This is a genomic window from Shimia sp. R9_3, assembly GCF_017743755.1.
Classification (GTDB): Bacteria; Pseudomonadota; Alphaproteobacteria; order Rhodobacterales; family Rhodobacteraceae; genus Shimia.
The window spans coordinates 533,099-553,800 of sequence record NZ_JAGHRP010000002.1 but is presented as its reverse complement, the minus strand read 5'-3'; the positions used below and the strand labels follow the sequence as shown (position 1 = coordinate 553,800).

Annotated in this window: 21 protein-coding genes and 1 riboswitch; of the genes, 13 read left to right on the top strand and 8 right to left on the bottom strand. The window is 61.2% G+C overall.

Annotated elements, in window-relative coordinates; translation table 11 throughout:
- Positions 1-3 precede the first annotated feature (3 nt).
- From J7412_RS07135 to cobO, 3 genes are read right to left on the bottom strand one after another with little or no spacing between them, the layout of a single operon-like run.
- Positions 4-348, bottom strand: coding sequence for a Lin0512 family protein (locus J7412_RS07135; protein WP_209078026.1), 345 nt, complete (start codon positions 346-348; stop codon positions 4-6).
- Positions 345-695: a Lin0512 family protein gene (locus J7412_RS07130; protein WP_209078025.1), complete on the bottom strand. Its 351-nt coding sequence runs from the start codon at positions 693-695 to the stop codon at positions 345-347. Before J7412_RS07130 ends, J7412_RS07135 begins: the two co-directional genes overlap by 4 nt.
- Positions 695-1,312 (bottom strand): cob(I)yrinic acid a,c-diamide adenosyltransferase, encoded by a 618-nt coding sequence (cobO, locus tag J7412_RS07125; protein WP_209078024.1) that lies wholly within the window; start codon positions 1,310-1,312, stop codon positions 695-697. Before cobO ends, J7412_RS07130 begins: the two co-directional genes overlap by 1 nt.
- Before the next feature lie 41 nt (positions 1,313-1,353).
- A riboswitch (cobalamin riboswitch) is annotated at positions 1,354-1,571 on the top strand.
- A 76-nt stretch (positions 1,572-1,647) separates the two neighbouring features.
- Between cobO and J7412_RS07120 the strand changes: the two genes are divergently transcribed.
- From J7412_RS07120 to cobJ, 7 genes are read left to right on the top strand one after another with little or no spacing between them, the layout of a single operon-like run.
- Positions 1,648-2,031, top strand: a complete 384-nt coding sequence (locus J7412_RS07120; protein ID WP_209060876.1) for a DUF1636 domain-containing protein — start codon at positions 1,648-1,650, stop codon at positions 2,029-2,031.
- Positions 2,028-3,065, top strand: a complete 1,038-nt coding sequence (gene cobW / locus J7412_RS07115) for a cobalamin biosynthesis protein CobW (protein WP_209078023.1) — start codon at positions 2,028-2,030, stop codon at positions 3,063-3,065. The genes J7412_RS07120 and cobW overlap by 4 nt, the downstream gene beginning before the upstream one ends.
- A gap of 6 nt (positions 3,066-3,071) precedes the next feature.
- Positions 3,072-6,362 carry a cobaltochelatase subunit CobN gene (gene cobN / locus J7412_RS07110; RefSeq protein WP_209078022.1) on the top strand — a complete coding sequence of 1,097 codons (3,291 nt, stop codon included), beginning with the start codon at positions 3,072-3,074 and terminating at the stop codon, positions 6,360-6,362.
- Positions 6,359-7,492, top strand: coding sequence for a cobalamin biosynthesis protein CobG (locus J7412_RS07105; RefSeq protein ID WP_247743800.1), 1,134 nt, complete (start codon positions 6,359-6,361; stop codon positions 7,490-7,492). The genes cobN and J7412_RS07105 overlap by 4 nt, the downstream gene beginning before the upstream one ends.
- Positions 7,492-8,121, top strand: coding sequence for a precorrin-8X methylmutase (locus J7412_RS07100; RefSeq protein WP_209078021.1), 630 nt, complete (start codon positions 7,492-7,494; stop codon positions 8,119-8,121). Before J7412_RS07105 ends, J7412_RS07100 begins: the two co-directional genes overlap by 1 nt.
- The gene (gene cobI / locus J7412_RS07095) at positions 8,118-8,849 is read left to right on the top strand and encodes a precorrin-2 C(20)-methyltransferase (RefSeq protein WP_209078020.1); all 732 of its coding nucleotides are present in this window, start codon (positions 8,118-8,120) and stop codon (positions 8,847-8,849) included. Before J7412_RS07100 ends, cobI begins: the two co-directional genes overlap by 4 nt.
- Positions 8,846-9,610, top strand: a complete 765-nt coding sequence (gene cobJ / locus J7412_RS07090) for a precorrin-3B C(17)-methyltransferase (RefSeq protein WP_209078019.1) — start codon at positions 8,846-8,848, stop codon at positions 9,608-9,610. The genes cobI and cobJ overlap by 4 nt, the downstream gene beginning before the upstream one ends.
- 108 nt (positions 9,611-9,718) lie before the next feature.
- Here the strand turns inward: cobJ and J7412_RS07085 are convergent, their stop codons facing one another.
- On the bottom strand, positions 9,719-10,453 hold the full coding sequence (locus J7412_RS07085) for a cobalt-precorrin-6A reductase (RefSeq protein ID WP_209078018.1): 735 nt from the start codon (positions 10,451-10,453) through the stop codon (positions 9,719-9,721).
- On the opposite strand from J7412_RS07085, the gene cbiE reads away from it, so the two are divergent.
- From cbiE to cobF, 6 genes are read left to right on the top strand one after another with little or no spacing between them, the layout of a single operon-like run.
- Entirely contained in the window at positions 10,452-11,648 is a 1,197-nt protein-coding gene (gene cbiE / locus J7412_RS07080; RefSeq protein WP_209078017.1) for a precorrin-6y C5,15-methyltransferase (decarboxylating) subunit CbiE, read from the top strand. The two genes, J7412_RS07085 and cbiE, sit on opposite strands and share 2 nt — an antisense overlap.
- Positions 11,645-12,010 carry a cobalamin biosynthesis protein gene (locus J7412_RS07075; protein WP_209078016.1) on the top strand — a complete coding sequence of 122 codons (366 nt, stop codon included), beginning with the start codon at positions 11,645-11,647 and terminating at the stop codon, positions 12,008-12,010. Before cbiE ends, J7412_RS07075 begins: the two co-directional genes overlap by 4 nt.
- Positions 12,007-12,801 (top strand): precorrin-4 C(11)-methyltransferase, encoded by a 795-nt coding sequence (gene cobM, locus J7412_RS07070; protein WP_209078015.1) that lies wholly within the window; start codon positions 12,007-12,009, stop codon positions 12,799-12,801. Before J7412_RS07075 ends, cobM begins: the two co-directional genes overlap by 4 nt.
- A gap of 1 nt (position 12,802) precedes the next feature.
- Complete coding sequence (locus tag J7412_RS07065; RefSeq protein ID WP_209078014.1) at positions 12,803-14,119, top strand: cobyrinate a,c-diamide synthase; 1,317 nt, start codon at positions 12,803-12,805, stop codon at positions 14,117-14,119.
- Positions 14,116-14,838: a uroporphyrinogen-III C-methyltransferase gene (gene cobA, locus J7412_RS07060; protein ID WP_209078013.1), complete on the top strand. Its 723-nt coding sequence runs from the start codon at positions 14,116-14,118 to the stop codon at positions 14,836-14,838. Before J7412_RS07065 ends, cobA begins: the two co-directional genes overlap by 4 nt.
- A complete protein-coding gene (gene cobF / locus J7412_RS07055) occupies positions 14,835-15,590 on the top strand; it encodes a precorrin-6A synthase (deacetylating) (RefSeq protein ID WP_209078012.1) in 756 nt (251 codons plus the stop codon). The genes cobA and cobF overlap by 4 nt, the downstream gene beginning before the upstream one ends.
- Here cobF and J7412_RS07050 read toward each other — a convergent pair.
- From J7412_RS07050 to J7412_RS07035, 4 genes are all read right to left on the bottom strand, one after another.
- Positions 15,587-16,732 carry an iron-containing alcohol dehydrogenase gene (locus tag J7412_RS07050; RefSeq protein WP_209078011.1) on the bottom strand — a complete coding sequence of 382 codons (1,146 nt, stop codon included), beginning with the start codon at positions 16,730-16,732 and terminating at the stop codon, positions 15,587-15,589. The two genes, cobF and J7412_RS07050, sit on opposite strands and share 4 nt — an antisense overlap.
- Complete coding sequence (locus tag J7412_RS07045) at positions 16,729-18,111, bottom strand: aldehyde dehydrogenase family protein (RefSeq protein WP_209078010.1); 1,383 nt, start codon at positions 18,109-18,111, stop codon at positions 16,729-16,731. Before J7412_RS07045 ends, J7412_RS07050 begins: the two co-directional genes overlap by 4 nt.
- 95 nt (positions 18,112-18,206) lie before the next feature.
- Complete coding sequence (locus J7412_RS07040; protein ID WP_209078009.1) at positions 18,207-19,571, bottom strand: glutamine synthetase family protein; 1,365 nt, start codon at positions 19,569-19,571, stop codon at positions 18,207-18,209.
- 75 nt (positions 19,572-19,646) lie between these two features.
- Complete coding sequence (locus tag J7412_RS07035) at positions 19,647-20,681, bottom strand: TRAP transporter substrate-binding protein (RefSeq protein WP_209060911.1); 1,035 nt, start codon at positions 20,679-20,681, stop codon at positions 19,647-19,649.
- Positions 20,682-20,702: the final 21 nt, after the last annotated feature.

The following is a 20,702-nucleotide window of genomic DNA, read 5'->3' as shown; positions in this document are numbered from 1 at the left end:
GGCTCAGCCCTGTTTTGGGAGGAAGGCCTCCACCGCCGCAGAAGCGATGACAAGCACGTTTCCGTCATCGGGATTTGTCACATTCATCCCCCCAAACACCGCTTTCACCTCCGCGCGCCCGCGGGGCAAATTCTTAACCAATGCGTCACAATCCACCTCTTCCGGCGCCTGCACCCCCACCGTCACCTGCACCCGCATCTCTTTGGGATCCTTACCTAAAGCGGCAAACATCGGGATGGCAGAATGGCGAATTGCATCCTCGATCGCACGGGCCGCAGCCTTGGTGTAATCCTGCCCGTATTGGTCGTTGCCCATGCCCATTTCGATGATGAAACGCTGCTCGCTCATGCCGCGACCTCCACATCCAAAGCCACCGAAATCGCCACATTGGCCATCACCGTCGGGTTGCCGCCGTCCGTGCGCGGCACGTCCAGCCCGCCTTTGACCGGCACAACCGTCACCTGCCCATAAGGGAAGATCGCCGCAATCACCGCAGTGTCAATCTGCTCCGGTTGCTGCACCGCCACCTCAACGGTGATGATCATCTCTGATTTGTCTTTGCTAAAAAGCTCCGCCAGATTGATCGAATTGTGCCACAGCGCGTCCTTCACAGCGCGGCTCGCCGCCTCGGTGTAATCCTGGCGTCTGAGCGAAGAGCCCATGCCAAATTCGGTGAGCAGACGTTTGATCGCCATCAGAATTCCACCCCCGCCTGCGCCTTGATGCCATCGCGGAACGGATGTTTCAGCAGGGTCATCTCTGTCACCAGATCAGCAGCCTCAATCAGCTCCGGCTTAGCATTGCGGCCGGTCAAAAGAACGTGAGTCATCGCAGGCTTTTCGCTCAGCAGAAAATCGACCACGTCGTCGATGTTGAGATAGTCATTGCGCAGCGCGATGTTGATTTCATCGAGCATCACAAAGCGGTTCTCCGGGTTGCGGATCAGCTCCTTGGCCAGTTCCCAGCCTGCTTCTGCTTTGGCAATGTCGCGCTCCCGGTCCTGCGTCTCCCAGGTAAACCCTTCCCCTGACACATGAAATTGCACTTCTTCTGGGAAATGCTCTTCCAGAAAGGCCCGCTCCCCCGTGGCCATCGCGCCTTTGATGAACTGCACCACAGCCACCGGCATGCCATGTGCAATGCAGCGCATAATCATGCCAAATCCGGAGGAGCTTTTGCCTTTGCCCGGCCCGGTGTGCACGATGATCAGACCTTTTTCTTCGGTCTTTGTGGCCATCATCCTGTCTCGCGCCGCTTTGATTTTGGCCATCTTGGCCTTGTGGCGTTCGTTCTGATCCGTGTTTTCAGACATTCCTGCCCCTCCGTTCGCGCTTGACTTAGCCGCAATCATTGCCCATTCGGGTTGTCGCTGGTTTCTGCTCGATTTGAGCAGGTGAAAAGGGAATGTGAAACGGGTCCAACGTCAAGGCCCAAAGCGCAGCCGCCCCCGCGACCGTGACCGGAGAGGTCCGCCACAGCCACTGGAGAAATCCGGGAAGGCAGGAGGACCACCAGAGCCCAAGCTCTGAGATCCGCAAGCCGGGAGACCTGCCAGCGCAAATGACATAAACCGGACGGGGTGTTTCGGTGTCGGGCTCTCCACAGATGTCCCGTGTTTGCCCCGTCCCTGAAAAGGGACCAGATCTGATGGCTGATGCAAATGCTCCAGTCGAATTGCTTGTCTGCACCACCTGCCGTGCCGGCCAGCCAACCGACGTCGAAGGGCCGCGCCCCGGTACGCAATTGTTTGATGCGCTCACCGCCTCAGACCTGCCGGAAAACGTGACGGTGAAAGGTGTTGAGTGCTTTTCCAACTGCGATTTTGGCTGCTCGATCACCGTGCGTGGCGGCGATGAGCGCTGGACCTATGTCTATGGCAATTTCACCGGTGCAGAAGACGCGGAACTGGTCGCGGACGGCGTGAGCAAATATGCCGCCACCGCTGACGGGCTGGTCCCGTGGCGCGAACGCTCCACCCATTTCCGCAAAAACTGCATCGCCCGCATTCCCCCACTGGAGATCCCCGAATGAGCACTCTTGAAAAACTCCCTGTCACCGTCATCACCGGTTTTCTGGGATCCGGCAAAACGACACTCGTGCGCAATCTGATGACCAAACCACAGGGCAAACGCCTTGCGGTGATCGTCAATGAATTTGGCGATGTGGGTGTGGACGGCGAGATCCTGAAATCCTGCGCCATCCCGGATTGCCCGGCGGAAAACATCATGGAGCTGGCCAACGGCTGCATCTGCTGCACCGTGGCGGATGATTTTATCCCCACCATCGAAGCCCTTATGCAGCTTGAGCCGCGCCCCGAGCACATTCTGATTGAAACCTCCGGCCTGGCCCTGCCAAAGCCGCTGCTGAAAGCCTTTGACTGGCCCGATATCCGTTCCAAAATCACCGTGGACGGCGTGATCGCGCTGGCCGATGCCGAAGCGGTTGCCGATGGCCGTTTTGCCCCTGATGTGGCCGCAGTGGATGCCCAGCGCGAAGCAGATGAAGGCTTGGATCACGAAACCCCGCTTTCCGAGGTTTTCGAAGATCAGATCAGCTGCGCGGACATTGTTCTTCTGACCAAACCGGATCTTGCAGGCCCCGATGGTGTGGCCAAAGCCAAGGAAATCGTGCTGGCCGAAGCGCCCCGCCCTCTGCCAGTGGTCGAAGTGGCCGAAGGCGAAGTGGACCCGCGCGTGATCCTCGGTCTGGAAGCCGCCGCAGAGGATGATCTGGAGGCTCGCCCCTCCCATCACGATGGGCACCACGACCACGAACATGACGATTTTGAAAGCGTTGTGATCGACGTTCCAGAGCAGAGCGATCCCGCAGCTTTTGCCGCCAAGATCGAGAAAATGGCCAAAGATCTCAACATCCTGCGCGTCAAAGGCTACGCCGCCGTCGAAGGCAAACCCATGCGTCTTCTGGTGCAGGCTGTGGGCGCGCGCGTGCGTCATCAGTTTGACCGCCCATGGAAGCCCGAGGAGGGCCGTCATGGCCGCATGGTCGTGATTGCGGAACATGATGACGTAAATGTGGATGCGATCCGCGCCGCTCTGGTAGACTAAACGCCCATGCATGTAGTCTTTCGCGAAAGCCACGGTCTTGATGAGGCCGAAACCCCAATGGATCTGGGTCAGTCACCGGCTGACCTTGTGGTGCTGTCGTTTTCCGACAGCGATCTGGGGGCTTTCGCGGCAGGCTGGCATCGCAGCAACGGCGATCTGCCCACGCTGCGTCTTGCCAATCTGACAGCGTTGAAACACCCGCTGTCGGTCGACACCTACATTGAGCAAACGCTGTCTGGTGCCAAAGCCATCCTGATCCGTCTGATTGGCGGCATCTCCTACTGGCAATACGGTATCCAGCAGGTACAGGCATTGGCGGCGGAAAAAGGCATCGCCCTTGCGGCGCTGCCCGCAGACGGGCGGCCGGATACACGGCTGGATGAAGTCTCCACCCTGCCAGTGTCCACCCTGCACCGCCTGACCCATCTCTGTGACACCGGCGGAGCGGTTGCTGCCCAGGCCGCACTGGCGCAGCTGGCATTGGCCGCAGGGCTCTATGCAAAGCCGGTCATGGGCTCCAAAGCGCTGCCCGATCACGGCGGCTGGACACCTGAGACGGGCCTGTCTGACCCGCTCACCGGGCGCGACGCTGCAAAGCCGCTGATTGCCCTGACCTTCTATCGCGCCTACGTCAGCGCCGCTGACACCGCGCCGATTGAGGCGCTGTTTGAAGAGTTCCGCGGACGTGGTTTTGATGTGGTGGGCCTGTTTGCCCCCTCTCTCAAAGTGCCCGCCTCCGCCGCTTGGCTGGCGGACACCCTCCGCGATCTGAAACCCGCCGCGATTGTGAACGCCACCTCTTTCTCCGGCAAAGGCGCAGATGGCACCTCGCCTCTGGACGCGACCGAAGCACCGGTCTTTCAGGTGGCGCTCGCCACCTCCCGCAAAAAAGCCTGGGCCGAAGCAGAGCGCGGCCTTGCACCTTCCGATCTCGCCATGCACGTTGTGTTGCCAGAGGTCGACGGCCGTCTCTTTACCGGTGTGAGCTCCTTCAAAGAGCCCGGTAAAAAAGACGAAGCGCTGGAGTATTCCCGCTTTGCCCACCGCCCGTTGCCTGACCGCATCACCGCCATTGCGGATAAGGTCGAGGGCTGGGTGCGGCTGGCACAAAAACCCAATACAGACAAACACCTGGCCTGTGTGCTGTCGACCTATCCGGGCAAAGACTGGAACATGGCGCACGCCGTGGGGCTTGACCCGCTTGCCAGTGTTGAGGCGATCCTGTCAGACTTTGCCGAGGACGGCTTTGACACCGGAAACGGTGAGGCAGCGCCTCTTGCAGACGCCCTGCTTGGCGAAACGATCTCTTGGTCGCTGGCTGATTACAAAGCGGCACTGACATCTCTGCCGGAAACGCTGCACGCAGATCTCACAGAGGCTTGGGGCGCGCCGGAAGATGATCCAACCGTTTCTGAAGATGCGTTCACCTTCAAAGCCACAAAACGCGGCAACATCCTGATCGCCCTGCAGCCAGAGCGCGGCACCGATCAGATCCGCGAAGACGAATACCACGATCTCTCCCGCGTGCCGCGCCATTCCTACGTGGCCTTTTACCTGTGGCTCCGCCAGACACAGGGCGTTGACGCTCTGCTGCACATCGGCGCCCATGGCACGCTGGAGTGGCTGCCCGGCAAATCCGTGGCCCTCTCCGGGGCCTGCTGGCCCGAGGCGCTGATTGGCGACGCGCCTGTGATCTACCCCTTCATTGTGAATGACCCCGGCGAGGCGGCGCAGGCGAAACGCCGCATCAACGCGCTCACGCTTGGCCACGTGCCGCCACCGCTGAAAGCCAGCGCGACGCCACAGCGGTTTGCCCGCCTTGAAACCTTGCTTGATGAGTTCTCAAACGCCGACGGGTTAGATCCCAAACGCCGTGACCGCCTGCAATCGGACATCAAAGACGAAGCCGAAGCCCTTGGTCTGCAATCAGAACTTGGGCTGGATGACGCCACCTCTCTGGCAGAGGCGATCACCCGCATCGACACCTTTGTCTGTGACATCAAGGAAAGCCAGTTTGGCGATGGCCTGCATGTGTTTGGCCGCGCGCCGACCGTCAAAGGGGCGTTTGACGCCAGCGCCTCGGCTGATGCCGAACGCGCATCCCTGACCCGTGCTCTGGCCGGCAAACGCATCGAGGCCGGCCCCTCCGGCTCGCCTTATCGCGGGCGCAAAGACGTGCTGCCCACGGGCCGCAATCTCTTCACCACCGATCCGCGCTCTGTGCCCTCCCGCTCCGCCTATGCGCAGGGCGTGAAATTGGCCGAAGAGCTGGTGCGCCGCCACCTTCAGGAAGAGGGCGACTATCCCAAAAACCTGATCGTCGATCTCTGGGGCAGCGCCACCATGCGCACAGCAGGCGAAGAATTTGCCATGGCGCTGCACCTCTTGGGCGCAAAACCGGTCTGGGACGAAGGCAGCGAGCGGGTTTCGGGCGTTGAAATCCTGCCCATCGCCCTGCTCGAACGCCCCCGCATTGACGTCACCCTGCGTGTCTCGGGCCTGTTCCGCGATGTCTTCCCAACGCTGAGCACCCTCTTTGGTCAGGCGGTCAAAGCTCTGACAGACCGAGACGAAGCCGCCGATTGGAACCCGTTTGCCGGTCGCATCACCGCGCCACGGGTCTACGGCCCCGCGCCCGGCAGCTACGGCCTTGGCATGGGCCACGACGTCGAAAACTACTCGGAAGAAGGCCGCAAAGCTGCTGGCGAGGCCTGGCTCAACGCCTCCTCTTATGCCTTTGATGGCGATAAGATCACCAAAGACGCGGATGGCATTCGCGCGCTGGTGGGCGCCGCTGACAGCTTTGTGCATTTGCAGGACATGCCGGAAACCGACCTCCTGCTGGCGTCCGATTATGCCACCCACGAGGCGGGCTTTGCCGCCGCGCAAAAGATCACCGGCGGCAACGCCAATCTCTATCATGTGGACAACACCAACCCGGAAAATCCCCGCGCCCGCAGCCTCACCGAGGAAATCGCGCGTGTGGTGCACGCCCGCGCCACCAACCCGGATTGGCTGGCTGGCATGATGCGCCATGGCTTCCGCGGCGGGGCTGAAATCGCGGCCACGCTGGAGCATATGGCCGCCTTCGCCAATCTCGCAGGCGCGGTGCCACCACAGCTGTTTGATGCCTACCACGACGCCACTTTGGGCGACACAGAGGTGGTCAGCTTCCTAGAGAAAGAAAATCCACAGGCGCTGGCCGCGATGCGTGATCGCTTTGCCGCGCTGCATGAGGCCGGTCTTTGGATCACCCGCCGCAATTCCATTCTCGCAGAGCTGGAACGTCTGGCATGACCCGCCCCAGCGCCAAAGGCTGGTGCCCCGGCGCCTATAAGCCGATGATGTCCGGTGACGGTCTGGTGGTGCGCGTGCGCCCGATGCTGGCGCGGCTCACACAGGCGCAGGTGCTCGGGCTTTGCGTAACCGCACTTGAGTTTGGCTCCGGCCTGATTGACCTCACCAGCCGCGCCAACCTGCAAATCCGTGGCGTGGCAGAGGCCGATCACGAGGCCGTTCTGGCACGTCTCGCAGATCTCGGCCTGCTGCCCGATGATCCCCTGCTGGAAAGCCGCCGCAACATCCTGACCCCGCCGCTCTGGCAGGCCGGAGACGAAACCGACCAGATCGCAAACGCGCTGGTGGCCCGTCTGGGCGACTTCCCCGAGCTGCCCGCCAAAATGGGCTTTGCCATCGACATCGACGGCGCACCGCAATTCACGCAGAACTCCGCCGATTTCCGGCTGGAGCGCACAGCCGACGGTGCTTTGATCCTGCGCGCAGACGGCGCGTCCCGTGGACGTCCGGTCACCGCCGCCACCGCAGTGGACGCGCTGATTGACATGGCGCAGTGGTTTGTCAAAACCGATGGCCCAAGCCGCCGCCGCATGGCCGCGCATGTGGCCATGACCGCCCTGCCCGCCAACTGGCAAGCCGCCTTGCCCACCGCCCCTGCACAATCTCTGCGCCCCGGCGCAACCGCCCTTGGCACCGTCTTTGGCGCAGCCTTTGGCCAGATCGAAGCCACCGCGCTGGCCGCATTGGTGCAGGCAACACAGGCGGATGCGATGCGCGTGACCCCTTGGCGGCTTTTCCTGCTCGAAGGGGTGGAGCCGGTGGAAACCGCCGATTTCATCACAGAATTCAGTGATCCTCTGCTGAGCATTGATGCCTGCCCCGGCGCGCCATTGTGCACCTCCTCCACCGTTGAGACCCGCCCGCTTGCCCGCGCCTTGGCCGCCACGGCGCGCGGTGCACTGCATGTCTCCGGCTGCGCCAAAGGCTGCGCCCGCCCGCGCCCCTGCGCCACCACCCTTGTGGGCAACAACGGCGCATTTGATCTTGTCAAAAACGGCCGTCCATGGGATGCGCCCACAAAAACCGGCCTCACGCCGGACCAGCTGACCACCGCCTTGGGAGAATTTTGATGCCTTACGAATATGAGAAGAATGGTCAGGCGATCTATGATGAAAGCTTTGCCACCATTCGCCGCGAGGCAGCCCTAGACGGCTTTGACACAGACGAAGAACAGGTTGTTGTGCGCATGATCCACGCCGCCGGCATGGTTGGTCTGGAGCAGCATGTGAAATTCACCCCCGGCATGGTGGCGGCGGCCCGCAAAGCCATGGAAGACGGCGCGCCGATCTTCTGTGATGCGCGCATGGTCAGCGAAGGCGTGACCCGACCGCGCCTGCCCGCAGACAACGATGTGATCTGCACTCTGCACGCCGAGGGCATCCATGATCTGGCCAAGGAGATGGGCAACACCCGCTCTGCGGCCGCGCTGGAACATTGGCGTGACCGTCTGGGCGGAGCGATCGTGGCCATCGGCAACGCCCCTACCGCGCTGTTTCACCTCTTGAACATGCTCGAAGATCCCGAGTGCCCCCGCCCTGCCGCCATCATCGGCTGCCCCGTGGGCTTTGTCGGCGCGATGGAAAGCAAAGACGCGCTTTGGGCCGACCAACCTGTGCCCTGCATGATTGTCGAAGGCCGCCTTGGCGGCTCCGCCATGACAGTGGCCGCCATCAACGCTATCGCGAGCCGCAAAGAATGACACAGACAGGCACCATCCACGGCGTAGGCCTCGGCCCCGGCGATCCCGACCTCATGAGCGTGCGCGCGCACCGTCTTCTGACCGGTGCCAAACATGTGGCGTTCTTCCGCAAGGCGGGCCGCAAAGGCCAGGCCCGCCAGATTGTCGAAGGGCTGCTGCCCGAGGGTGTGATCGAATTTCCGATGGAATATCCGGTCACCACCGAAATCCCGCTGTCCGATCCGCGCTACAATGAAATCCTGTCGCAGTTTTACGAGGATGTGACCCAGCATCTGATCCGCCTCGCCCAAGCTGGCGACGATGTTGTTGTGCTTTGTGAAGGCGACCCGTTCTTTTACGGATCCTTCATGCACATCTACGAGCGCGTGCGCAAAGTCGTGCCCGTAAAAGTCGTCCCCGCCATCACCGGCATGTCCGGCGCATGGACAGCCACAGGCGCGCCGATCACCTGGGGGGACGATGTGCTCACCGTGCTCACCGGCACCCTGCCCGAGGACACGCTGACAGATTACATCTCCCGCACCGACTCGCTGGTGGTGATGAAGATCGGCACCAACTTTGAGAAGGTCATCGCCGCCCTCAAATCCGCAGGCCGCTATGAGGATGCGTGGATCGTGCAATACGCCACCATGCCCAAGCAGACGGTGACAAAACTCTCGGAAATGACAGACGACGTGACGCCTTATTTCTCGATCATCGTTGTCCACGGTCAGGGACGCCGCCCATGAGCACGTCAGAACAAGGCTGGGTCCAGATCGTCGGCATTGGCCCCGGTGATGAGGCATTGGTGACCCCACAGGTGCAGGCCGCGCTGGCCGAGGCCACCGATGCAGTGGGCTATATCCCCTATGTGGAACGTGTGGCGGCCAATCCGAACCTGACCCTGCACCCGTCAGACAACCGCGTTGAAATCGACCGCTCCCGCCACGCTCTTGAGATGGCCTCTGAGGGCAAACGTGTGGTTGTGGTCTCCTCCGGCGATCCGGGCGTATTTGCCATGGCCGCTGCGGTGTTTGAGGCGGTGGAACATGGCGAGGCCGCGTGGCGCGATCTCGACATCCGCGTGCTGCCCGGCATCACCGCCATGCTCGCAGCCTCTGCCGCATGCGGCGCGCCTTTGGGTCATGATTTCTGCGCCATCAACCTCAGCGACAATCTCAAGCCTTGGGAGCTGATCGACAAACGCCTGCGTCTGGCCGCAGAGGCGGATTTCGCCATGGCTTTTTATAATCCACGCTCCAAGTCCCGCCCGGAAGGCTTTGAAAAGGCGCTTAAAACCCTGAAAGACGCCTGTGGCGACAACCGCCCGATGATCTTTGCCCGCAATGTGTCGCGCCCGGATCAGACCATCAAAATCGTGCCACTTCAGGACACCACGCCGGATATGGCAGACATGCGCACCGTGGTGCTGCTTGGCTCCAGCCAGACCCGCATCATCGAGCGCAATGGCGCGCCGATTGTCTACACGCCTCGGTCGGTGGCTGGCTAAATGTCGGTCATGGCCCCTCGCCAAAAGGGCCGCGACCGATCCTGGGAGGAAGCAAAGCGCCCTCCCGTAGGGAGGGTCGGGCGCGGCCCGTCTACGCCGGGCCAAACTTCAGTTTTTAGCCCAAGCCAGAATCTCTTCCGAAGTGGCAACCGCCGCCCTCGGCGGCAGCTTAGGGCGATCGATCATAATCACCGGTATGTTCAACGCCCGCGCCGCGTGCAGTTTGGCCTCTGCCCCGATGCCCCCGGCGTTTTTGCAAACCACCACCTCGACGCCATGCTGCTCCATCAAGGCCTGATCCCCGGCCACATCAAACGGCCCCCGCGCCACAACCACGGTGTGATGTGGCACGGCGGGCGGGGTCTCCGGCTGATCCACAAGGCGCAGAATATAGTGATGGTGCGGCTGGGCGGCAAAGGCAGGCAGATTGAGTTTGCCCAGCGCCAGCAGCACGCGCTTTTCTGCCCCATCAAGCGCCGCAACAGCCCCCTCAATATCCGCCACATGGCGCCAGTCATCCCCCGCCTGCGCCTGCCAGGCCGGACGGGTCAAAGCAATCAGCGCCACGCCTTCCTGCGCACAGGCATGATAAGCGTTCCAGCTCATCTGCGCGGCAAAAGGATGTGTCGCATCAATCACATGGGTGATGCTATTGTCCCGCACATAGATGGCCAGCCCGTCAACACCGCCAAATCCGCCCACCCGCGTGGGCAAAGGCTGCTCTTTGGGCTTGGCGACACGCCCCGCATAAGAGAAAACCGCGTCAAAACCGGCGCGCGCCACAGCTTGAGCCAAGGCGCTGGCCTCGGTTGTGCCGCCAAGAATAAGGAGTTTGGTTGTCATGTCAGTTGATCCTTGGCTCACCATCGTCGGGCTTGGCGAAGATGGCCCAGATGGCCTTCCCCCTGCAAGCCGCAAAGCGCTTGAAGACGCCGAAGTTGTCATGGGCGCGGCGCGCCACCTGTCGCTGTTGCCAGCGTTCACCGCCGAGACCGTGACATGGCCCATCCCCTTCGCTGACGGCCTCACGCTCTTGCTGGAAAATCGTGGCCGTCAAACCGTTGTGCTCGCATCCGGCGATCCGTTCTGGCACGGCGCAGGCGGCAGCCTCACCAAACATCTAAAGCCGCACGAATGGCGCAGCCTGCCCGCCCCCTCCACCATGTCACTCGCTGCCGCCGCGCTTGGCTGGCCGCTGGAAAGCACTATCACCATGGGCTTGCATGCAGCCCCCTTTGCACGCCTGCGCCCGCATCTCGCCAACGGCACACGCGCCATCGTGACCCTGCGCGACGGTGACGCTGTATCTGATTTTGCCGCTTGGCTCACAGGCATCGGTTTTGGCGAAAGCACTTTGCATGTGCTTGAGGCTCTCGGCGGCCCCCGCCAACGCATCCGCCAATCCGCAGCCCAAGAACTGGCCTTCAGTGACATAACACATCCCGTATCCGTCGCGATTGAGGCACAGGGTGGCCCTGCCCTCACCACAGCTTCCGGCCGCGCGGATACATTCTTTGACAACGACGGTCAGATCACCAAACGCCCGGTACGCGCCCTGACCCTTTCCGCACTCGCCCCTTTGCCCGGCGAGCACCTCTGGGACATCGGCGGCGGCTCCGGCTCCATCGCCATCGAATGGCTGCTGGCCCACCCGCGCACCCGCGGCACCAGTGTGGAGATCAACGCGGACCGCGCCGCACGTATCAAAGCCAATGCTGCCTCCCTCGGTGCTGATCGCTTGAAGGTCGTGACCGGCGGCGCACCGGAGGCCCTCGCCGGTCTGGATGCCCCGGATGCCGTTTTCATTGGCGGAGGCATCAGCGAAGAGATGCTACAAACGGTTTGGCAGCAAATGCCCGAAGGCGCGCGTCTGGTGGCCAACGCCGTAACCCTGGAGGCAGAGGTGCTTTTGGCCAATTGGCAGGCACAAAACGGCGGCGACCTCTTGCGCATCGAGCTTGCGCATGCCAACCCCTTGGGCCGAAAACGCGGCTGGAAATCCGCTTATCCCATTGTGCAATGGAGCGTCACAAAATGAGAGTTGCCGGTTTTGGCTTCCGACAATCCGCCACGTTTGAGAGCCTGCAAGCCGCCTGGCTGGCCGCGCAGCCTGCAGGTGTGTCGGCGATTGCGGCACCGGACGACAAAGCGCAAACGCATGTGTTTGCGGCCTTTGCCGATGCCCTCTCTCTGCCCGTGATCCCCGTGGCCTCGCAGGATTTGCACGCGGCCACCACTGTGACCAACTCCACAAAAGTGCGCGAAAAACGCGGCACCGGTTCGGTGGCAGAAGCCTGCGCTTTGGTGGCTGCGGGTGCATCCGCCACATTGCTGCAAACCCGCGTCATCTCAGAAGACCGTATGGCCACCTGCGCCATTGCTGAAGGAAGTACCACATGACCGTTCACTTTATCGGTGCAGGCCCTGGTGCGGCCGATCTCTTGACCTTACGGGGTCGCGACCTGATCGCCTCTTGCCCGGTCTGCCTCTATGCGGGCTCTCTTGTGCCGGATGAAATCCTGTCACACTGCCCCCAAGACGCGCGCATCATCAACACCGCGCCGCTGGACCTGGATGCCATCTTGGCCGAATGCAAAGCAGCCCATGAAAAGGGTCAGGATGTGGCCCGTTTACACTCCGGCGATCTCTCTGTCTGGTCAGCCATGGGGGAACAGCTCCGCCGCCTACGCGCCGAAGGCATTCCTGTCTCGGTCACCCCGGGTGTGCCGAGCTTTGCCGCCGCCGCTGCGGCGCTGGAAACCGAGCTCACCTTGCCCGGTCTGGCACAATCCGTGGTGCTGACCCGCACCCCCGGGCGCGCCTCCTCAATGCCAGAAGGCGAAACGCTCAAGAACTTCGCCGCCACAGGCGCGACCCTTGCGATCCATCTGTCCATCGGCAACCTCGATCACGTGATCGCTGATCTGACCCCCGCCTATGGCGCAGGTTGCCCGGTGGCCGTGGTCTACCGCGCCAGCTGGCCTGACCAACAGATCATCCGGTCTACACTTGCCACCCTGAAAGCCGATGTGACCGAAAACATCACCCGTACGGCGTTGATCCTTGTTGGCCCTGCCCTTGCCGGCGAAGGCTTTGACGAGAGCTGCCTTTACGCCACCGAATATGACCGCCGTTATCGCCCTCAGACCGCAGACAGCCCGTGGTCGAGCTGGCAGCATGGAGACGACTGACATGACCACCACCATGCCCCCCGGCATCCTGATTTCCGCGCCCTCCTCCGGCACAGGCAAAACCACCGTAATGCTGGGGCTGCTGCGGGCACTGGCCGAAGATGGCATGAACGTACAACCGTTCAAATCCGGCCCGGACTACATCGACCCGGCGTTCCACCACGCAGCCGCGCGCCGTCCTGCGTTCAATCTGGACACATGGGCCATGCCTCCCGCACTCGCTGGCGGCATATCAGAGCAGGCGCAAGGCGCGGACATCATTGTGGCCGAAGGCTCCATGGGCCTGTTTGACGGCGTGGCCACACGTGGTGAAAACGGCTTTGGCAGCTCTGCGGAAACCGCGCTGATGATGGGCTGGCCGGTTATTCTGGTGATCGACGTGGGTGGTCAGGCGCAATCGGCGGCCGCCACCGCGCTTGGCTTCAAAACCTACAACCCAGATCTGCCCTTTGCTGGGGTGATCCTCAACCGCTGCGCCTCCCCGCGCCATGAGCGCCTCGCGCGTCTGGGCATGGATCAGGCGGGCATCAATGTGCTGGGCGTGCTGCCGCGGCGTGGCGATCTCGCCCTGCCTGAGCGCCACCTTGGTCTCATTCAGGCGATTGAGCATCCCGATCTTGAAGAAGCCATCACCGGCTATGCCGCCTTCCTGCGCGAGCACGTGGATTTGGAAGCCATCAAAGCAGCAGCCAAAGCAGGCCCCGCGCGCACAGGACAGCTGCCCAAGCCCCCGGCCCAGCGTATCGCTCTGGCACGGGATGCGGCCTTTAACTTCACCTATCCGCACCTTCTGACCGGTTGGCGCAACGCGGGTGCAGAGATCCTTCCCTTCTCTCCGCTTGCCGATGAAGCCCCTGATGCCAGCGCCGATCTGGTTTGGCTGCCCGGCGGCTATCCAGAGCTGCACGCAGGCACGCTTGCCGCCAATCAGACCTATCTTTCGGGTTTGCGCAAACACGCTGAAACCAAACCGGTGCACGGCGAATGCGGCGGCTACATGGCACTGGGCCAAGCCCTGATCGACAAAGAGGGCAACCGCCACGAAATGGCCGGCCTTCTGGGGCTTGTGACCTCTTATGAGAAACGCAAGTTCCACCTCGGCTACCGCCAAGCGACGTTGCAGGCCCCAATGCCGGGCTTTGACACCGGCGCACGCCTGCGCGGCCACGAATTCCACTATTCCACCATTCTGGAAGAACCAGATGCCCCGCTCGCCCAAGTTGGCGATGCAGACGGCAACCCGGTGCCGGAAACCGGCTCCATCAAAGGCAACACCACCGGCACCTTCTTCCACCTGATTGCAGAGGCCTCCGCATGACCGGCTTTGTCAGTTTCGTAAGCTCCGGCCCGGGTGATCCCGAATTGCTCACCCTGAAGGCGGTGGACCGCCTGCAAAAGGCGGAGGCCGTGCTGTTTGACGACCTCTCCGCAGGCCCCATTCTGGAGCACGCCAACAAAGAGGCAGATCTTGTTGGGGTGGGCAAACGCGCAGGCCGCCCGTCGCCCAAGCAACACCACGTCAGCCAGCTTTTGGTGGATTACGCCCAATCCGGCGCCCATGTGGTGCGCCTGAAATCCGGTGACAGCGGTATTTTTGGCCGTTTGGAAGAAGAGATCACCGCGCTCAAAGAGGCTGGCATTGATTTTGAAATCATCCCCGGTGTGACGTCGGCCAGCGCCGCCGCCGCTGCTGCTGGCATCCCACTGACCCGTCGTTTGGTCGCCCGTCGCGTGCAATTTGTCACCGGTCACGATGTGGCGGGCGCCCTGCCCGGCGATCTCAACCTTCAGGCGCTCGCAGACCCCGGTGCCACCACCGTGCTGTTCATGCCCAAACGCACTTTCCCGGAACTGGCCGAAAAGCTCTTTGCCACGGGCCTGCGCCGCGATTGCCCTGCGCTCCTGGCTGAAAGCGTGTCCCACCCGGAACAGACACTCACCCGCACCACGATGGAAGAGCTCGCCAAACAGCTCGCGGAAGAGATTTCGTCTGCACCGGGCATCATCCTCTTTGGCGAACTGGCAGATCCCGCATGACCACGCTGTCTCTTGTTGGCATTGGCTCAGGCAACCCGGATCACCTCACGCGACAGGCGCTCAAAACGCTGGAGGCGGCAGATGTCATCCTGCTGCCGCGCAAAGGGGATGAGAAAACCGAGCTCGCCGATTTGCGCCGCATGATTGCCGCAGAGCTTCTGTCAACTGCGCCCAAGATCGTCGAATTTGACTATCCGGTGCGCGACGCAGGCACGCCCAAATATCTTGACGGGGTAAACACCTGGCACGATGCACTGGCCGCGATCTGGCAAAATCTCATCTCCACGCATGCCCCCGCTGACGGCCATGTGGCGCTGATGGTCTGGGGTGACCCGTCGCTCTATGACAGCACCCTGCGCATCGCAGATCGCCTGATTGCGCGCGGCATCCCGCTGACTGTGAATGTGGTGCCCGGCATCACCTCTCTGCAAATGCTGACCGCCGCCCACGCCATTCCGCTCAACACTTTGGGCGATCCGGTCCAGATCACCACAGGGCGCAAACTGCGCGAAGACGGCTGGCCCGAAGGTGTTTCAACGGTGGCCGTGATGCTGGATGGCAGCTGCTCTTTCCAGCATCTCGATCCTGAGGATCTGCACATCTGGTGGGGCGGCTATGTGGGCATGGATCAGCAAATCCTGCTCGAAGGCCCGCTGGCAGAGGTCTCCGCCAAAATCATCTCGGCCCGCGCAGATGCGCGGGCCGAGATTGGTTGGATTATGGATATCTATCTGCTGCGCAAAGCGGCTTAGATTGTCGCCTCAAACAGCGCTGTGAGGTTCGCCTCAGTCAGTTCCACCGGGTTGCCACCGCAGCTCGGATCAATCAGCGCGCCTTTGACCAGTTCAGGGATGGCATCTGCTTTCACGCCAAGGTCAGACAGCTTGCGCGGAATGGCAAAGCTGTCGTTGAAGCCCTGCACAAAGGCGCGGAACCCATCAAAGCCGCCTTCAACCCCCAGATAGCCCGCAGCGCGATCAAACCGCTCCGCAATCTCAGGCGCATTCAGCTCCAGAACCGCCGGCATACAGACCGCATTGGTGGTGCCGTGGTGCGTGTTAAACATCGCGCCCACCGGATGGCTCATGGCGTGGATGGCACCAAGACCTTTCTGAAAGGCCGTCGCCCCCATCATGGCCGCGCTCATCATATGCGCACGGGCTTCCAGATCTTTGCCATCGGCATAAGCGCGCGGCAGGTTCTCAATCACCAGCTTCATGCCTTCCAGCGCGATGCCCTGGCTCATCGGATGATAATGCGGGCTGGAATAGGCCTCCACACAATGGGCAAAGGCATCAAGCCCGGTGCCTGCGGTGATGAACTGCGGCATGCCCACGGTGAGCTCCGGATCACAGATCACAATGGCTGGCAGCACCTTGGGGTGGAAGATGATTTTCTTTTCATGGCTCACGGAATTGGTGATGACGCTGGCCCGCCCAACTTCTGAACCAGTGCCCGCAGTTGTCGGAACAGCAATGATCGGCGCAATCCCGTCAGGATCGGCACGGGTCCACCAATCGCCAATGTCCTCAAAGTCCCAAACCGGACGGGTCTGACCGGACATAAAGGCCACCATTTTACCCAGATCAAGGCCTGAGCCGCCACCAAAGGCGATCACCCCGTCGTGCCCCCCCGCGCGGTAGACCTCTAGACCCGCCTCAAGGTTCTTCTCGTTTGGGTTCGGATCAACTTCGGAGAACATCGCGCGCCCAAGCCCGGTCGCCTCCAAAAGATCCAACGTCGCCGTGGTGATCGGCAGATCCGCGAGAACTTTGTCCGTCACCAGAAGCGGCTTCTTCATGCCGGTTGCCGCGCAAGCATCTGCCAGCTCCTTGATGCGACCAACGCCAAATTTCACTGCAGTCGGGTAAGACCAGTTGCCAACAAGTGTCATGATGTCACCTTTTTCAGATGGTAGGATTTTGGACGTGTGAGGTTCTGGAAGCCAATCACCGAGAGCCCTCCGCCACGTCCTGTGTTTTTGCAGCCGGTCCAGCATAGGCCCGGATCAAGGTAGTCCGCCCGGTTCATGAACACCGTGCCGGTCTCGATCTCATTGCCCACACGCTCTGCACGTTCTACGTCTTTGGTCCAGAGGCTTGCGGTCAGACCAAACTCGCTGTCATTCATCAAGGCAATCGCCTCTTCGTCAGAGGAGACCTTCATGATGCCCACAACAGGGCCGAAGCTCTCATCACGCATCACGCGCATCTCATGGGTCACATCGGTCAGGATCTGCGGCGTGAGGTAAGCCCCGCCATCATCCTCGGCAAAAGTCTCAATATGCGCCGTTGCACCGGCTTCAAGAGCTTCTGCAATCTGCGCGCGCACCTCATCAGCAAAACGCACATTGGCCATCGGACCAATCGTGGTCTCTTCCTCAAGTGGATTGCCTAGTTTGTAGCCGTTTACAACCGCCACCGCCTTTTCCACAAAGGCATCATACAGGCTCTCATGCACATAGATCCGCTCGATACCACAGCAGCATTGGCCGGAGTTGAACATCGCCCCGTCAATCAGCGTGTCCACAGCCGCATCCAGATCCGCATCTTCCATGACATAGCCCGGGTCTTTGCCGCCAAGCTCGGTGCCAACGCCCGTAAACGTACCCGCAGCGGCGCGCTCCATCGCCTGACCACCGCCCACAGAGCCTGTGAAGTTCACAAAATCAAACGCATTGCCCGCAATCAGATCATTGGTCACGTCATGGCTCAGGAAGACATTCTGGAACACATCTTCCGGCACACCTGCACTGTGGAAGGCCTGCGCCATGCGCTCCCCCACCAACAGGGTCTGCGTCGCGTGTTTCAGCATCACGGTGTTGCCCGCAATCAGCGCAGGCGCCACCGTGTTGATCGCGGTCATGTAAGGGTAGTTCCATGGCGCAACCACAAACACCACGCCATGCGGCAGACGCTTGATGTAGCGCTTGAATGTGGCGTCTTCGCCCACCTGAATGTCCGCAAGCGTCTCCGCAGCGACGTCCGCCATATAGCTTGCGCGCTCGTTAAAGCCGCCAAACTCACCGCCATAGCGCACCGGGCGGCCCATCATCTTGGCAATCTCCGGCACGATCTCATCGTTCATCGCACCCACAGCGGCCACACCAGCCATCACCAGATCAATCCGCTCCTGCAAAGGCCGCGCGGCCCAGGCTTTCTGCGCGTCCTTTGCACGTTTGGCCGCAGCAAAGGCCTCCTCAGCACTCAGCACAGGTCTTTCTACAAAAACCGACCCATCGATCGGAGAGATACATGTCAACATGCCGCTCATGGCAACACTCCATCCATAAGGGGCACAACGCCCCGCTTTCTCATTCGTCAAATATCCCGGGGAGTGTGAGGGGCTGGCCCCTCACCTCTTCCGGCTTACGCCCGTTCAAACCCGCGCGCAATTTCCCAATCGGTCACCACCGCGTCAAAGGCTTCCTGCTCCCATTCCGCCATCCGCACATAATGGTCAACCACTTCGCTGCCCATAGCCTCACGCAGCATGTCGGAGCCGCGCAGCGCCTCGGTTGCATCACGCAGATTTGTCGGGATCACATTGTTGCCCGCCTCATAAGCATCGCCGGTCAAAGGCGTGCCCGGATCAAGCTTCTCTTCGATGCCCTTGATGCCTGCTGCCAGCAACGCCGCGATGGCCAGATAGGGGTTCATATCCGCCCCCGGCACCCGGCATTCCACGCGCACAGCCTTGCTGCCATCGCCGCACAACCGGAAAGCCGCCGTGCGGTTGTCCACCGACCAGACCTTGGCGGTCGGCGCGAAACTGCCCTTCTGGAAGCGCTTGTAGCTGTTCACATAAGGCGCAAGGAAAACGGTGATGTCATTGGCGTATTTCAGCAGGCCGCCCAGATAGTTTCGCGCCAGGTCGGACATGCCCAGATCTTTGTCCGCATCATAAAACGCAGGCACGCCGCCTTTGGTCCAAAGCGACTGGTGCACATGGCTCGCGCTGCCCACTTTGTCATGGTGCCACTTCGGCAGGAAGGACACCGCATGGCCCTGCTGCCAGCCAATCTCCTTGGCCGCATGTTTTGAAATCGTATGGTTTTCGGCCGCGTCCATGGCGCTGCCGTAACGGATATTGAGCTCTTCCTGCCCGGTTTCCGCCTCCCCCTTGGACCCTTCCACAGGAATGCCCGAGGCATAAAGCCCATTGCGCAGCGCGCGCATCACGCCTTCTTCCTTGGTTGTCTGAAGGATGTGATAATCCTCATTATAAGCGCTGATCGGGGTCAGGTCGCGATAGCCCGTCTTGCCCAGTTCCTCAAAGCTCTGCTCAAAAATGAAGAACTCAAGTTCGGTTGCCGACACCGCTTCAAAACCCATCTCCGCAAGCCGTGCGATCTGTTTCTTCAGCATCGCACGCGGGGAATGCGCAATGTCGTGGTGGCCGTGGTGATCCATCACGTCACAGATCACCAGCGCAGTGCCGTCCAGCCACGCCGCCCGGCGCAATGTGCTCAGGTCCGGCTTCATCAGATAGTCGCCGTAGCCTGCCGCCCAGCTGGTTGCGGCATAGCCTTCCACCGTGTGCATCTCCAGATCGGTCGCCAGCAAGTAGTTGCAGCAATGGGTCTCTTCCCACGCGCTGTCCACAAAGTGCTGCGCCACAAACCGCTTGCCCATCAAGCGACCCTGCATATCCACGATACAGGCCAGAACAGTGTCAATTTCGCCGCTCGCGCTCAGGCCACGCAGCTCATCAAGGGTCAGATTGCCAGACATCAAATGCGCCTTCTTTGTTGAGTGCCGAAGCCCCATCAACCGACGGGGCTTCGAAAGATGTTATTGCCGAAAGACTTAGCCGTAACGGTACGGACGACCCGCCGCCTGCATGTCTGCGTTGTACTTGCGGAAGATCTCCACAACTTTTGCCTTGGTTGGGCTTTCCGCTGCGATCTCATCCCAGAATTTCACAGCTGCGGTTTCCACCTGTGCCCATTCTTCATCCGGAATAGAGGTCAGCTGCATCTTGGTGCCGTTCACACGCAGGTTGGCCTCGCCGCCCCAATACCACCACTGACGATAGTAGTGAGACTGGTCACAGCAAACGCGGAACAGGGTCTGCAGATCTTCTGGCAGCTCATTCCACCGGTCTTGGTTGGCAAAGAAGCTGCCCGCCCATGCGCCGGAAATGTTGTTGGTCAGGAAATAGTTGGTCACATCGGCCCAACCCACGGTGTAGTCCTCCGTGATGCCCGACCATGCGATGCCGTCAAGCTCGCCGGTCTGCACAGCCACTTCGATGTCTTCCCAAGGCAGGGTCACAGGCACCACGCCGAATTGGCTGAGGAAGCGGCCCGCGGTTGGGAAGGTGAAGATGCGCTTGCCTTTCAGATCAGCCAGGGAGTTGATCGGATCTTTGGTGGCAAAGTGGCAAGGATCCCATGCACCGGCGCTGATGTGCTTCACACCCACTTTGGAATACTCTTCGTCCCAGATCTCGTTCAGGCCGTACTGATTGAACAGCACAGGCACATCGAGGCTGTAGCGGGAGGCAAACGGGAAGTAGCCGCCAAACACGGTCACCTCAGTCGGCGACGCCATGGAGTCATCGTCAGACTGCACCGCATCAATGGTGCCGCGCTGCATGGCACGGAACAGCTCACCTGTCGGCACAAGTTGGTCAGCGTAGAAGAGTTCAATCTGCATACGGTCGCCCGCAATCTTGTTGAACATCTCAATCGCCGGATCGATCACATGTGCTGCCAGCGCGGGGCCGGCATAGGTCTGCATGCGCCATTTGATGGTGCTTTGCGCAATCGCCGGTGTCGCCAACGGTGCCGCAACTGCGCCAGCGCCAGCGGCTTGAAGAAACTTACGTCTTGTCGTCATCTCTTACTCTCCTTGTTGAAT